14 protein-coding genes are annotated in these 14,243 nt (G+C 65.9%); 9 read left to right on the top strand and 5 right to left on the bottom strand.

All coding sequences use genetic code 11. The annotated features are described in order from the left end of the window. Positions 1-69: 69 nt before the first annotated feature. Genes AU192_RS13970 through AU192_RS13955 form a run of 4 tightly spaced genes read left to right on the top strand, consistent with a single transcriptional unit; the run spans position 70 to position 4,350 of the window. Positions 70-1,197, top strand: a complete 1,128-nt coding sequence (locus AU192_RS13970) for an LLM class flavin-dependent oxidoreductase (RefSeq protein WP_064397038.1) — start codon at positions 70-72, stop codon at positions 1,195-1,197. Positions 1,198-1,220: 23 nt separating this feature from the next. After that, positions 1,221-2,363, top strand: coding sequence for a sulfotransferase family protein (locus tag AU192_RS13965; protein WP_423202692.1), 1,143 nt, complete (start codon positions 1,221-1,223; stop codon positions 2,361-2,363). Position 2,364: 1 nt separating this feature from the next. Then, complete coding sequence (locus AU192_RS13960) at positions 2,365-3,132, top strand: sugar phosphate isomerase/epimerase family protein (RefSeq protein ID WP_120275631.1); 768 nt, start codon at positions 2,365-2,367, stop codon at positions 3,130-3,132. A 9-nt stretch (positions 3,133-3,141) separates the two neighbouring features. Continuing rightward, entirely contained in the window at positions 3,142-4,350 is a 1,209-nt protein-coding gene (locus AU192_RS13955; RefSeq protein WP_064397032.1) for a DUF1214 domain-containing protein, read from the top strand. A gap of 9 nt (positions 4,351-4,359) precedes the next feature. Here AU192_RS13955 and AU192_RS13950 read toward each other — a convergent pair whose 3' ends face one another. From AU192_RS13950 to AU192_RS13930, 5 genes are all read right to left on the bottom strand, one after another. Next, the gene (locus AU192_RS13950; RefSeq protein ID WP_064397438.1) at positions 4,360-4,800 is read right to left on the bottom strand and encodes a hypothetical protein; all 441 of its coding nucleotides are present in this window, start codon (positions 4,798-4,800) and stop codon (positions 4,360-4,362) included. Positions 4,801-4,865: 65 nt separating this feature from the next. Continuing rightward, the gene (locus tag AU192_RS13945; RefSeq protein ID WP_242656949.1) at positions 4,866-6,254 is read right to left on the bottom strand and encodes a cytochrome P450; all 1,389 of its coding nucleotides are present in this window, start codon (positions 6,252-6,254) and stop codon (positions 4,866-4,868) included. Between the two features lie 42 nt (positions 6,255-6,296). Further along, positions 6,297-6,488, bottom strand: a complete 192-nt coding sequence (locus tag AU192_RS13940; RefSeq protein WP_064397030.1) for a ferredoxin — start codon at positions 6,486-6,488, stop codon at positions 6,297-6,299. Positions 6,489-6,506: 18 nt separating this feature from the next. Further along, positions 6,507-7,367, bottom strand: a complete 861-nt coding sequence (locus AU192_RS13935; RefSeq protein ID WP_064397029.1) for a mycofactocin-coupled SDR family oxidoreductase — start codon at positions 7,365-7,367, stop codon at positions 6,507-6,509. Between the two features lie 30 nt (positions 7,368-7,397). Beyond that, entirely contained in the window at positions 7,398-8,096 is a 699-nt protein-coding gene (locus tag AU192_RS13930) for an SDR family NAD(P)-dependent oxidoreductase (protein ID WP_064397027.1), read from the bottom strand. Between the two features lie 286 nt (positions 8,097-8,382). On the opposite strand from AU192_RS13930, the gene AU192_RS13925 reads away from it, so the two are divergent. The 5 genes from AU192_RS13925 to AU192_RS13905 are packed head-to-tail and all read left to right on the top strand — an operon-like array spanning position 8,383 to position 14,242. After that, positions 8,383-9,876, top strand: a complete 1,494-nt coding sequence (locus tag AU192_RS13925; protein ID WP_423202686.1) for an aldehyde dehydrogenase family protein — start codon at positions 8,383-8,385, stop codon at positions 9,874-9,876. Further along, positions 9,876-11,084 (top strand): CaiB/BaiF CoA transferase family protein, encoded by a 1,209-nt coding sequence (locus tag AU192_RS13920; RefSeq protein WP_064397025.1) that lies wholly within the window; start codon positions 9,876-9,878, stop codon positions 11,082-11,084. Before AU192_RS13925 ends, AU192_RS13920 begins: the two co-directional genes overlap by 1 nt. A 17-nt stretch (positions 11,085-11,101) precedes the next feature. Continuing rightward, positions 11,102-12,277 (top strand): OB-fold domain-containing protein, encoded by a 1,176-nt coding sequence (locus tag AU192_RS13915; protein ID WP_064397022.1) that lies wholly within the window; start codon positions 11,102-11,104, stop codon positions 12,275-12,277. Further along, positions 12,274-13,443: a thiolase C-terminal domain-containing protein gene (locus tag AU192_RS13910; protein WP_064397021.1), complete on the top strand. Its 1,170-nt coding sequence runs from the start codon at positions 12,274-12,276 to the stop codon at positions 13,441-13,443. Before AU192_RS13915 ends, AU192_RS13910 begins: the two co-directional genes overlap by 4 nt. Continuing rightward, entirely contained in the window at positions 13,430-14,242 is an 813-nt protein-coding gene (locus tag AU192_RS13905) for an MlaE family ABC transporter permease (RefSeq protein WP_064350307.1), read from the top strand. Before AU192_RS13910 ends, AU192_RS13905 begins: the two co-directional genes overlap by 14 nt. Position 14,243 lies beyond the last annotated feature (1 nt).

Raw genomic sequence — 14,243 nt, 5'->3', positions numbered from 1 at the left:
TGTGTCACGCCAATCGGCGGTCTGGTGTGACGGTAACCCACGTTCGGCGCGGGAAGGGGGCGCCGGACAGTGAGGGTTCGACCCGCCGCGTACCTGCGGACCACGCTGCCGCTGGACCTGTCGGTGCTCGGCGAGCTCGACAGCGGCCGCTATCACTCCATCTGGATGCCCGACCACATGGTCAGCTTCTGGCCCGACTCGATCTGGACCCCCGAGTTCACCGATCTGGCAACGGTTTCACCGTCACCGCACCGCCACCTGGACGGTATGGCGGTCGCTGCGGCCGCCGCAGTCCTGACTCAGAACGTTCCGCTGGTGACCAGCGTCGTCGACACCGTGCGTCGCCACCCGTCGCTGCTGGCGCAGAGCGCGCTGACGATCGACCACCTCGCCGCCGGACGGTTCATCCTCGGCCTGGGCAGCGGCGAGACCGAGAACACCGTGCCCTACGGCTTCGACTTCGCGGCGCCGGTCAGCCGCTTCGAAGAGGCGCTTAGAGTGATCCGGCTGCTGTGGGACGGCGACGGGCCGGTCGACTTCGACGGCCGGTTCTACCGGTTGCGCCACGCCCGCCTCGACACCGAACCCTACGGGGGACGCCTCCCGCCGATCTGGATCGGCGGCAGCGGTCCACGCACCCTGGACATCGTGGGCCGCTACGCCGACGGGTGGTGGCCGACCGGCGCGTGGTCGCCCGAGGACTATGCCGAAAAGCTCTCCGCCGTCCGCCGTTCCGCAGACAAGGCCGGACGCGACCCCTCGGCGATCACGCCGTGCTTCATCCAGGTGTGCCTGGTGGGGCGCGACGACGCCGCGCTCGCCGAGATCCTCGAAGCGCCGCTGGTGAAGTCGTTTCTGCTGCAGGTGTCCGCGGAAGTGCTGCGCAAGGCGGGCCTCCAGCATCCGATGGGGGAGAACTGGCGCGGCTACCAGGACATCGACCCCGCGGTGCTCACCCGCGAACGCATCGTCGAGTTCCTCGATCAAGTCGAACCGGAGATGATCTTGGCGATGGTTCCACACGGCACACCGCAACACGTCGCTCGCATCATCAAGGATTACGTCGATGCCGGCTTGCGCGTTCCCAAGATCATGGATTACGGCGCCATGGCCGGACTGCGGTACACCGCCCAATCGGCGCAGAATGTGCGCGACGTCGAGGACGAGCTGATGACCCTGTGCGGAGACGTCTCGTGACCTCGCGGCTGGCGGCCGAGGACATGCTCGCCCGCGCCGAGGCCGAGACCGGCTTGCGTGACTACGGCGACCCCACTCTGCCGCAACGGTTCTCACTGGTGGTCGACCACCTGATTACGCTCGGCATGGATGACGACGGCATTCGGCGCGCCGCCGAGGTGTGCCACTGGCTGCTCACCTCCCGCCTGGAGTTCTTCGAGGACCGCCGACGTCACCCAGTGGGCGATGAGGTCATCGAACGGCCGATGTTCGTCACCGGTGAGCCGCGTTCGGGCACCACGCTGATGCACGCGCTGATGTCGGTGGACCCCGACTCCCGTGCGCTGCGGTTCTGGGAGGTGATGTACCCGTCACCGCCACCCGGAACCGTCGTGGGCGACGACCCGCGTCGCCTGCGCGCCGACGCCGACTGGCGCGAGATCAATACGAGACTGCCGAAATGGCTGCACAGCCACCCCTACAACGACATGTTGGGCGACGGCCTGCCCGAGGACGAACGGACCTGGGCCTTCGACTTCCGGGTGCTCACGCCGACGGCGTGGTGGCGCGTGCCGATGCAGACCGTCGTCGGAGGCCTACCCGTCGACCCCGCCGCGCAGTACCGCATCCACAAGGCGATGCTGCAGCAGTTCCAGTACCGCCGGCCGCGTAAACACTGGGTACTCAAGGGCTTTCACGGGTTCCGGTTGCGGGAGCTGTTCGACGCCTACCCCGACGCGACGCTGATGTGGCTGCACCGTGACCCGGTCCAGGTCGCGGCGTCACGCACGATGATGATGGCCGACATCCTCGAGGGCATCGTAGGACCGGTCGACCTGCACGCCGCTGCGAAGATGCACCTGGCGCTGACCCGCGAGAGCATCGCCAACACCATGACCAATCCGACGGTCGACGACCCGCGAATCCTGCACGTGCGCTACACCGACTTCATCGCCGACCAGATCGGCACCGTGCGCCGCTACTACGAGTTCCGCGGTCGGCGGTTGACCGCCGAGGCCGAGGCGGCCATGCGCTCCTACCTGGTAAACAATCCGGGAGACCGGCACGGCAAGTTCCGCTACTCCACCACGCTGCTCACCGACATCGGCGAGGACCTCGACCGGCTACACGACGAATTCCGGCCGTTCCGTGAGCGTTTCGGCGTTCCGATCGAGAACCGGGGCTGACGTGACCGACGAGCGGCTGTCGGTGCACAGCGTGACGTTCTACGGAGCGCCGCTGAGCGATCTGACGTCGCACTGGCGTGCGCTCGGGGTGCGGCGGCTCAGCCTGATCGACTCGCAGCTGTCCGAGCCCGAACTGCCGACGGTGATTGCCGGCGAAGGATATTCGGTGGAAACCGTGTACCACCTGTTCTCCACCCCGGAGTCGCTGATGCGGGTGATCGGCGCGGCTCATACCGTCGGTGCGCGGGTGATCTACATGCTGACCGGCGGGCGCGGCGACCTCACCTGGGAACGCGCCGCAGACCGGTTCGGCCAGGCGGTGACACCGTGCGTGCGGGTGGCCGAACAGGCGGGCGTGGCCCTGGCGATCGAGAATGCGTCAAGCCTGTACGCCGACATCCACATCGTCCACACCCTGCGTGACACGATCGCTCTGGCAGAAGCGACCGGACTCGGCATCTGCATCGACCTGTTCCACTGCTGGGCGGAGGCGGACCTGACCGCACTGGTGCAGCGGGCTCTGCCCCGCACCGAGATGATCCAGTTGAGCGATTACGTCCTCGGCGACCGGGCACTGCCCGCGCGAGCCGTACCCGGCGACGGCGTTATCCCCATCGCCCCGTTTCTCGCGACGGTGTTGGACTCGGGCTATTCGCACGGCTTCGACCTCGAACTGATCGGGCCGCGCATCGAGGCCGAAGGCCGCTTCGAGGCGGCACACCGCGCGTGTGAGGTGGTATCGACGATGCTGGAAGAACTCGACGGCTAGGGGAACCGAATGGCGTTCGGAGACGGCCCGGATGACGCCGCGCTGAAGTCCGCGTGGGACGCCTTCTGCGATCGGCTGAAAGAGGCGGGGGAGCGGGTCTTCAAGGACCACAACCCCACCTCGGGACTCCACCGCGCGGACGGCTTCCGTTTCCTCACGCAGAACCTCGGCCAGGCGTTCGACCTGGCGTTGGAGACCCGAAACACCCGGTATCCCGAGATCCACACCTTCTGCCACCCGACCAGAAAGCTCGGCGGGGACTGTGCGGACTTCCTGTATCAACAGGCGTGGATCGACGGCACGTCGACGTACCGGATCACTGGGGAGCGCGGCACCGCGCCGTTCTTCAACATCACGGTTCAGGGCCCGCGCGCCGCAGGCGCCGGTGTCCTGCACGAACCGTTCGGCGACGCCCCTGAAACGAACCTGACTGGTGCCCAACTGAAGACCCACCCCGACGACACCTTCGAGATCTATGTCGGCGGACCCCGGCGAGAGCCCAATTGGCTGGCCACCACGTCCGGGTCGCGCAAGCTGTTCATCCGCCAGGGATTCGACCGCTGGGACGAGCGGCCGGCCCGGATGCGCATCGAGCGCGTCGACATGGCCGAGCCCAGGCCGGTGCCGACGCCCGCCGACATTGTCAGCGCCTTCGGGTGGGCGGGTGACTTCCTGACTCAGATGATGTCCGACTGGCCTGAATTCCCGTTCACACACGGCGGTGTCGACGCCGAGCACCCCAACCGGTTCCCCGACATGACCGCGACCGGCGACGACTCCCGACGTGGTCGCGCGGCGGTGAACATGCACTGGCGCCTGGCGCCCGAGGACTTGCTGATCGTCGAATTCGACGCCCACGACGGATTGTGGATGCTCACCAACATGGGGCCGTTCTTCACCAGCATGGATTACCTCTACCGTCCGGTCAGCTACACGCCGAGTCGCACGACGGTCGATACAGACGGCAAGGTGCGTCTGGTGTTGTCACACGACGACCCCGGCTACCACAACTGGCTGGACACACAGGGTTTCGAGCGAGGCAACCTCACCTACCGGCACATGCTCGACGGGCACCCCGTTCCCTTGCGCACCCGGGTGGTCAAGCGCGTCGACCTCGGTGACGCGCTGCCGGCCGACACCGCGACGGTGACACCGGCCGAGCGCGTTGCACAGATGTGGGCCCGCTTCAACGGGATTCGTCAGCGCTACGGTTGGTAGAAGCGGTGTCTAGAGCCTCTGCAGCTTGAACGTCCAGAACTGCATACCCGGTGGACCGTTGAAACAGCCGACGTTGTAATGGGACTCGATGGTGCCGACCAGAGATATCTCATCCCAGGAGTACGTCTCGCGAGTGGGGAGCCGTTGACCTGGACAGATCAAGCCGTCTGGGACGTCGACGGTCATGGTGTACCGGCCGTTGACAAGCTGCGCCTCTCCACCGTAGTAGGCGTAGAACTTCAACCGCGGAGCTGCGCTGACTTTGACGCAGTCCGGCTGCTTGTCCGGCCAGCAGTTGCTGACGAACCAGAACCACGACGCTTGTGTGTAGCGGTTGGTCTGCAGATCATAGTTGCCAAGGGGCATCATGGCGTTCGCGGGTGGCGGCGCGATGGTGCCCGCGGCCATCATCAGCGCGGCCGCCGCGACGAAGACCTTCCAGCGCTTCAACGTCGTTCCTCCCATGTCCCCGCCCGCAGCCCATCAAAGCACCTTTGCGCCGATTGCGAGCGCAGTTAGGTGATGATGGCGGCTTCCTTACGTTCCGTGATCGGGCGGGCCAGTTCCTGTTCGTTACAGATGCGCTGAAGCTTCTCCAACGTCTCGTCGAGGCCCGGGCCCAGCGGCTTGCTCGGAGTGAAGGTGGCGGGCAGATTGCGCATGCCCTGGATCACCCCGATCGTGTCGTAGTGCACCGTGCCCTCCGGATCGCACACGTAGTCGGGCATCCGGTCCAACACCGCGGTCAGCATCGACTTGAAGACGGTGCGCGCCACGTTGGATCCCACACAGCGGTGTACACCGATACCGAAACTGAAGTGCCGGTTGCCCTTCCGATCGAGCATCACCTCGTTGGGCTTCTCGAAGACGGCGGGATCACGGTTGGCCATCGCCCACGACAACCACAGCCGCTCGTACTTCTTGAATTGCTGGCCCTCGACCTCGACGTCCTCGGAGAAGGTCCGGCCGTCACCGGGCGCGGGGGTGAAGAAGCGCAGAAACTCCTCGGTGGCCGGGTGCAACAGCGTGTCGCGCTCGCGGCTGAGGCGCTCCCGCTCATCGGGGTGCTCGCCGAGCCACTCCAGCGCGTGCGCGGTCAGCGCGGTGGTGGTGTCGAAACCGCCGCCGATGGTCAACCCCAGGTTGCCCAGAATCTCCATGTCCGGGGCCGGTTCACCGTCGATGCGCAACTGCAGCAACGCGTTCACCAGGCCGGGCCGCGGGTTCTCCCGGATCTCCATCATGTTGTTGATGAGGTCGATCCCCATCTCGCGGTGCTGTTCGTTGATCTTCTCCCGCTCGGGAGCGTGTTCGGGCGTGTACACCGAGGCGTGTGTCGGCTCGCTGTAGACGTTCCACTTCTTGAGGTCGATGCCCATCATCGCCAGCGTGAACACCGCGGGCACGACGTTGGCGAGGTGCTCGACGAAATCGATACGGCCGGACTCGATGTGCTCATCGAGTGCGGCGCGGGTGATCTCGTCGACGAACGGCTCCCAGCGTTTGATGGCCGCCGGCGACAGATACGGATTCAGCGCACCGCGGTAGGCGCTGTGTTCGGGCTCGTCCATCTCCAGGATGCCGCCGCGAACCACGGTGGCACGACTGGCTTTCGGGATCGTGATGCCCTGGAACGGGGTCTCGCCGGTGATGTCGTGATGATTGGACACCGCGGGGCACCGGGCCAGTTCGAATACGTGCTTGCTGTCCGCGGCGACCCAGTGCCCGTTATAGGTGTCGGTCCACGCCATCGGGCACCGGGACTGCATCTCCTCGGTGATTTTCTCGAACTGCAACCGGTATTCGGGGGTGTGCCGGTCGAAGTGGTACCGGTTCTTCTTGCGGTCCCCGTCGTCTTCTCCGTTGGCTCTTCGCGCCAGCGGCTCATCGCTGTGGACAGTCACGGCGTGTCTCCTATTGCGTGTGGGCGACGTAGGCGGCCCACGTCATTCGATGACGATGGCTTGTTCCGGGCATGAGTGGGCGGCCTCTCGCACCAGGTCCTCCTGGTCGGGGGGAACAACTTCGTTCACCGCCGACGCATGGCCGTCGACGTCGTCGAGCTCGAACGAGTCGGGTGCGATCATCGCGCACAGGGTGTGCCCCTGGCAGCGTGTTCCGTCAACCGAAACCTTCACTGTCGCGACTCCTTTCGCTCAGTTGTGGTAGTCGTACCACTTCAGGTAGCCGCCGGCGTCGACCCGCAGTTGCGCACCGGTGACGAAGCGGGCTTCGTCGGAGGCCAGCCAGAGCACCGCGTTACTGATGTCTTCCGGCTCGACCCACGGCACCTTCATGGCCTGCTGCACGTAGAAGACGGGCTCGGCGTCCTTGAGTTCGGGCTTCTCGAGATCCGGGCGGAACGACCGGTACATCGGCTCGCTCTGCAGCATGTTGGTGTTGCAGTTGGTGGGATGCACGACGTTGGCGCGGATGCCCCGCGCCGCGAGCTCGGTGGCCAGATCGTGGACGTAGGCCGACAACGCCCGCTTGGAATGCACGTACGCCATGCCGCCGGGGTCGTTGCCCGGATCGTTCTTCTGATGGGTGTCCATCAGCGCCGCGGTGGAGCCGGTCGCGATGATCGACGCGCCCTCCTTGAGGTGCAGCAGCGACACCTGGATGGCGTTGATGGTCCCGATGAGGTTGGTGTTGATGACATCGATCCACGCCTGCAGGGGCGGTTGACCTTTCATACCCGCCACACCGGCCTGCGCGACGACGATGTCGAGCCCGCCGAGTTGGGCGATGCCCTCCTCGAGGGCGGCCTTCAACTGTGCGGCCTCGCGCACGTCGGCCTTGGCCGTGAAAACACGCTGGCCGGTCTTCTCGATGAACGCCGCGGTCTCCTCGAGATCCTCCGGCGTGGCCATCGGATAGCCGATGGTGTCGATGTTTTCGCAGAGGTCGACCGCGATGATGTCGGCGCCCTCCTCAGCCAGCCGTACCGCATGGCTGCGTCCCTGCCCACGAGCCGCACCGGTGACGAATGCGACCTTTCCCTGTACGCGTCCCACTGAGGATCCTTTCCTTATTACTTGTCGCCGCTACGTGTTTCGGCCGCCGTTGACGCCCAAGATCTGTCCTGTGATGTATCCGGCCTCGTCGGAGACCAGGAATGCGCAGGCGGCGGCGATGTCCTCGGGCTTGCCGATGCGGCGCACCGGTGTCGAGTCGATGTTCTGCTGCACCACCAGATAGCCGCGCTCTTCGGACTTGCGGAGCATCGGGGTGTCGATGAAGCCGGGCGGCACGGCGTTGACGGTGATACCGCTGGGGCCGTACTCCAGCGCCAGCGACTTGGTGAGCCCGTTGACCGCGGACTTGGCCGCCACATACGGCGCCATGTAGGGCTGACCGGAATGGGTGCTGGACGACGAGATGTTCACGATGCGACCCCACCCGGCTTCGATCATGTCGGGAAGGACGGCCTGAACGCAGTGGAAGACGCCGTTGAGGTTGACGTCGATGACGCGTTGCCAGTCCTCGAACTTCAGATCCGTGAACCGCTTGAACTTCTCCAGGCCCGCGGCGTTCACGAGGACCGTGATCGGGCCGAGTTGGGCACGTACGGCGTTGAATGCCTCATCGACCTGTGCGCGGTCGGTGACGTCGGCGGTGTAGGCGAAGTCGGCGTCCGACGGGTTGATGTCGATGGTGGCGACGTGCATGCCGTCGGCGCGCAGACGCTGCGCGACGGCCAGCCCGATCCCCGAACCGCCTCCGGTTACGACGGCGTTCTTCATGCCTCCGCCCGGGCCTTGGTCATCATGCTCCTCGCATGCGTGCGCGACGCCATCAAGAATCGTCCTTTCGATTATGAGAACCGTACTCTCGCGTCTTGCAACTCCGCAAGACACCAGGGCTTGGCGATTCGCACTGGTGAGACGTTCGAGCGAAGATTGTCGCACCGTTCTTCGCAGGCAGCGGCGATTCCGATCATTTTCTTGAGTTCTCTTGGTGCGAATGTATGATTCGCCGGGGATGAGAATGAAGTTTCCATCACACCACCAAAACCCACGTCTGAGGAGGATGATGCAGGAAGCGACCCTCGTCTCGAGCTCCGAACCTGCCCCCGGAACCGTTGGCGTCGATCGCCGGTTGCTGATCGGCGGGCAGCTGCTCGAGACCTCCCGGACGTTTCCTTCCCTCAACCCCGCCACCGGCGAGGTGCTCGGGTACGCGCCGGATGCCACCGTGGCCGATGCCGAAGCGGCCGTCGCCGCCGCGCGCCGCGCCTTCGATGAGACCGAGTGGTCGACCGATGTGGATCTGCGGATTCGGTGCCTCGAGCAGTTCCACCGGACGCTCCTCGAGCACCGTGACGAGCTCGCTGAGCTGACCATCGCCGAGGTCGGCGCCACCGAAGCCCTATGTCAGGGTGCGCAGCTGGACCAGCCGATCGAGATCGTGCGGTACTACGCCGAGCTGCTCAAGACCTATCCGATGACCGAAGATCTCGGGAACATCGAAAGCCGCGGTATGCAGCACCACCGGTGGGTGGAGAAGGAAGCCGCGGGCGTGGTGGCCGCGATCATCGCCTACAACTACCCCAATCAGCTCGCGCTGGCGAAGCTGGCGCCGGCGCTGGCCGCCGGCTGCACGGTGGTTCTGAAATCCGCGCCCGACACTCCGTTGGTCACGCTCGCCCTTGGTGAGTTGATCGCCAACCACACCGACATCCCGGCCGGTGTGGTGAATGTGCTCAGCGGCGCGGACCCCGAGGTGGGTGCCGCGCTGACCACCAGTCCGGACGTCGACATGGTGACGTTCACCGGGTCGACCCCGACTGGGCGCCGGATCATGGCCGCCGCGAGCGAAACCCTCAAGAAGGTCTTCCTCGAGCTGGGCGGCAAGTCGGCCGCGATCGTGCTCGACGACGCCGACTTCAACATGGCCGCGTTGTTCAGCGCGTTCAGCATGGTCACCCACGCCGGTCAGGGCTGCGCGCTGACGTCGCGGCTGCTGGTGCCACGCAGCCGTCACGACGAGATCGTCGAGCTGGTCAAGAACAACTTCGGGCTGGTCCGCTACGGCAACCCGGCCGAACAGGGCACTTACATGGGACCGCTGATCAGCGAGAAGCAGCGTGACAAGGTCGACGGGATGGTCAAGCGCGCTGTCGAGGCCGGGGCGACGCTGGTGACCGGCGGGGAGAAGGTCGACCCCGGCTACTTCTATACGCCGACACTGCTGACCGACGTCGACCCCGACAGCGAGATCGCCCAGGAGGAGGTGTTCGGACCCGTGCTCGTCGTCATCGCCTACGACGACGACGATGATGCGGTTCGCATCGCCAACAACTCCATCTACGGCCTCTCCGGAGCAGTGTTCGGCAGTGAGGACCGCGCGCTCGCTGTCGCACGGCGCATCCGCACGGGAACGTTCTCCATCAACGGCGGCAACTACTTCAGCCCCGACAGCCCCTTCGGGGGATACAAGCAGTCCGGAATCGGCCGCGAAATGGGCAGGGCCGGCCTCGAAGAGTTCCTCGAATCAAAGACGTTCGCAACGGTGGTGAGCTGATGAGTGGTCCGTTGGACGGCATCCGCGTCCTCGAAGTCGCGATGTACGGGTTCGTCCCATCCGCAGGCGCGGTGCTGCGGGAGTGGGGCGCCGACGTGGTCAAGGTCGAACACGCGGTGACCGGTGATCCGCAGCGTGGGCTGCGGCAGACCGGGCTCCTTCGCGTCGAGGGCGACCCCAATCCGAACATCGAGCACGCCAACCGGGGCAAGCGCAGCATCGGCCTCGACATGTCGGTGCCCGAAGGCAAAGAGGTACTGCTGGAGCTGGCCCGACGGGCCGACGTCTTCTTGACCAGCTTCCTGCCGGGACACCGGCAGCGGTTCGGCATCGACGTCGACGACATCCGCGCGATGAACCCCGACATCATCTACGCCAGGGGCAGCGCACTTGGTCCGCGCGGCGAGGAGTCCGTCAAGGGCGGCTACGACATGACCGCGTTCTGGTGCCGTGCGGGCACCGCGGCCACCATCACCCCGCCAGGGACGCCGGGCATGGTCGGCCCGCCGGGACCCGCGTACGGGGACACGATCTCGGGCACGAACCTTGCCGGCGGCATCGCCGCGGCTCTGCTCAAGCGCGAACGCACCGGGCAGCCGTCGGTGGTCGACGTGTCTCTGTTGGGAAGTGGCCTCTGGTCGCTCGGGCACACGGTCGCGCTGACCAAGCACCTGGGTGAGCGCATGGAGGCCTTCCCTCCGGGTGTGCACGGTTCGCCGATCAACCCGCTCGTCGGGCTGTACCCGACGGCCGACGACCGCTACATCTCGTTCGTGATGATGCAGCCCACAAAGTTCTGGGCCGACGTCTGCAAGCACATGGGTCTTGACGAACTCGCCGACGACCCGCGCTTTGCCACCGTGGAATCCATCGCCGAGAACACCGAGGCGGCGGCGGAGATCCTGAAGGAGGCGATGTCGAAGCGTCCGCTCGCGGAGTGGAGCGAGCGCTTCGCGACACTGCTCGGACCGTGGGCGCCGGTGCAGGACACGCTGCAGGCCGTCGAGGATTCGCAGATCCGCGCCAACGAGTATCTGGTGCAGGCCGGCGAGCTTGAACTGGTTGCCAACCCGGTCCAGTTCGATGTCAGCGCACCCCAGAGCGGGCCCGCCCCGGGGTTCGCCGAGCAAACCGACGAAATATTGCTGGAACTCGGCTTGGATTGGGACCGCATCATCGAACTGAAGACGGCCGGCGCCGTCACTTAGAACCCGAAAGACAGCCCATGCCCTACGTCGCCTCGATCGGCACATACCTGCCGTGCTGGGGTGCGCCGCTACACCGTGAGCCCGGTGACGACGAGGACGCGATAACCCTCGCCGTCGAAGCGGGACGGGCGGCGCTGCTTGCCAGCGGGGCGGTCGAGCGGGTGGTGTTGGTCAGCCGCGATCTGCCCCTGCTCGACAGCAGCAATGCGGCGGTGCTGCTGGCCGGGCTCGGGCTGGACCCGGAACTCGAGGTCGACGAGCGCCTCGGCGGTGCACCCGCGACGCTCGACGCCGTCAGTTCGGCGCGGCCGCGGACATTGATCATCGGCACCGACCTCGAGCCGGCCGGAGCGGCGGCGATTCTCACCGCCGAGCGGGGGCTGCAGGTGCGCACCGCGGCCCGCGTCGCGCGCAGCCTTCCGGTGCGCACCCGCAAGGCCACTGGTGATGTGCACGACTACGGCGACCCTCGGCTCCTGCACGAGCGTGGACTCATCGCCTCTCTGGAGGCGGCGTGGCTGGACACTCCGGCCGCTGTCGCGGGTGTCGACCATTCGTGGGCGGCCGAGCTGACGATCGGTGATCCGCCTCCGCTTCCGACCACCGGTGCGAGCGCCGGCTTGTTCGCGTTGGCCGGTATGGCCGAACGGAATTCGACGGGCCCGCTGGTCGCCGTCGAACAGGCCAGCCTGTCCGGGATCACGGTCACGGGCGGCGTCGCAGAGCTGACCCGCCGCGAGCCGGCCGCGCGTCCCCAACCCGAGGGCACAATCGTCGGCGACGCCCAGATCCCCATCTCCCTTGCCGCTTACGAGCGGGCGTTCGAGGCGAAGGTGCGCTGGGAGGCCGGCCGTCACCCGGGTTCGGAGGACCTCGACTTCCCGCCCCGGTACCGGCTGGCCGACAACGCCACGCTCTCGACCGGGTACGAGCTGATTCCGTTGCCGCGCACGGGAACCGTCTACACCGAGACCACCGTGCACATCCCGGTGCCCGGTCTGCGCTCGCCCTACTCGCTGGTGATCGTCGAACTCGACGGCGTCGGCGTGCGCGCTTTGGTGAAGGTGACCGGTGCCGAACCCGGGTCCGTGGACATCGGCACTCGCGGCCGACTCGCGTTGCGCCGCGTCGCCGTTCGCTCCGGAGTACCGGACTACGGGTACATGTTCGAGCCGGAAGCAGTGGCGGCGTGAAACGGGTCGCGATCGTCGGCGCCGGAATGACCGCGTTCGGTGAACATTTCGCGCTCGGCCTCAAAGATCTCCTGCCGATGGCGTTCGCCGATTGCGCGGCCAGCGTGGACAAGGGCCTGAAGAAATCGGATCTGCAGGCGGCGTGGTTCGGCGCCATGGGCACCGCCGATGGGTTCCCGGCCGGAATTCTGGCCGATACGCTCGGCCTCCCAGGCCTCCCTGTGACCCGAGTCGAAAACTCGTGTGCCACAGGCAACGATGCGATACGCAACGCGCTGTTCGGTGTCGCGTCTGGGGCGTTCGACGTCGCGCTGGTGATGGGTGCGGACAAATTGCGCGACACCACATCCCGAGACATGTTGTGGGAGTGGGAGGCGATGGCCCGCGACATGGCGTGGGACTACCCGCTGGGGGTGGTCTCGCCCGCCGGATTCGCGTTACATGTCCGCCGCTATCTGCACGAGTCGCCCGCGACTCAGGAGCACCTCGCGATGATTGCGGTGAAAAACCACCGGCACGGCGCGAACAACCCCAAGGCCCGGCTGCGATTCGAGATCACCGTCGGACAGGCGATGGAAGCTCCCGTTGTCGTCACCCCGTTCCGGCTGTACGACTGCGCACCGCAGAGCGACGGCGCGGCCGCTCTGATCCTCGCCGCTGAAGACGTCGTCGACCGATTCACAAACCGCCCGGTATGGATTCGTGGCATCGGCCTCGGCCTGGACTCCGTGATGCACCAACACAAAGCGGACATGACGACGATGCCGGCGACGGTGCGGGCCGCCAAGCAGGCTTTTGAGATGGCCAGTCTCGTTCCTGGCGAAGTCCATGTGGCAGAAGTTCACGATTTCTTCACGGGCATCGAGCTGATCAGCTATGAAGATCTGGGATTCGCCGAGAGGTTCGGGGGCCACAAACTCGTCGAAGCCGATGTCACGACTATCGGCGGGGAGCTGCCCGTGAACCCGAGTGGGGGATTGAAGGCCAAGGGGCATCCGCCCGGCGCGACCGGAGTCGCGCAGTGTGTCGAGCTGTTCGCGCAACTTCGCGGCGAAGCCGTGAACCAGGTGGACGGTGCTCGGATCGGCCTAGCCCATAACATTGGCGGGCCAACGGCGGTCGCGGCGGTGACCATCCTGGAAGGAGACGGCAATGGCGCAAGCTAGTGGGCCGGAGCGGTGGTCTGCGGGGTTGCCGCCGTTGCGGAATCTGGCTGGGCCGATGCAGGCGGTCGGGGCGTTGTTCGCGATGTCGGCCGATGCGGTGCGGTTTGTGTTTCGTCGGCCGTTTCAGTGGCGGGAGTTTTTGGAGCAGTGTTGGTTTATTGCTCGGGTGTCGTTGGCGCCGACGTTGTTGGTGGCCATTCCGTTCACGGTGTTGGTGTCGTTCACGTTGAACATCTTGTTGCGGGAGTTGGGTGCGGCTGATCTGTCGGGTGCGGGTGCGGCGTTTGGTGCGGTGACTCAGGTGGGTCCGATCGTGACGGTGTTGATCGTGGCCGGTGCGGGTGCGACGGCGATGTGTGCTGATCTGGGGTCGCGCACGATCCGCGAGGAGATTGATGCGATGGAGGTGCTGGGCATCAATCCGGTCCAGCGTTTGGTGACCCCGCGCATGTTGGCCTCGGGGTTGGTGGCGTTGTTGCTCAACAGTCTGGTGGTGATCATCGGGATCCTGGGTGGTTACACGTTTTCGGTGTTCATCCAGGATGTGAACCCGGGCGCGTTCGCGGCCGGGATCACGCTGTTGACCGGGGTGCCTGAGGTGATCATTTCGTGTGTGAAGGCGGCGCTGTTTGGTCTGATCGCCGGGTTGGTGGCGTGTTTTCGCGGGTTGACGATCACCGGTGGTGGCGCCAAGGCGGTCGGTAACGCGGTCAACGAGACGGTGGTGTATGCGTTCATGGCGTTGTTCGTGATCAACGTGGTGGTGACCGCGATCGGTATTCGGATGACGACGGGCTGAT

This window comes from Mycobacterium lehmannii (assembly GCF_001499925.1).
Taxonomy (GTDB): domain Bacteria; phylum Actinomycetota; class Actinomycetes; order Mycobacteriales; family Mycobacteriaceae; genus Mycobacterium; species Mycobacterium lehmannii.
This window is presented reverse-complemented; position numbering and strand designations above follow the sequence as displayed.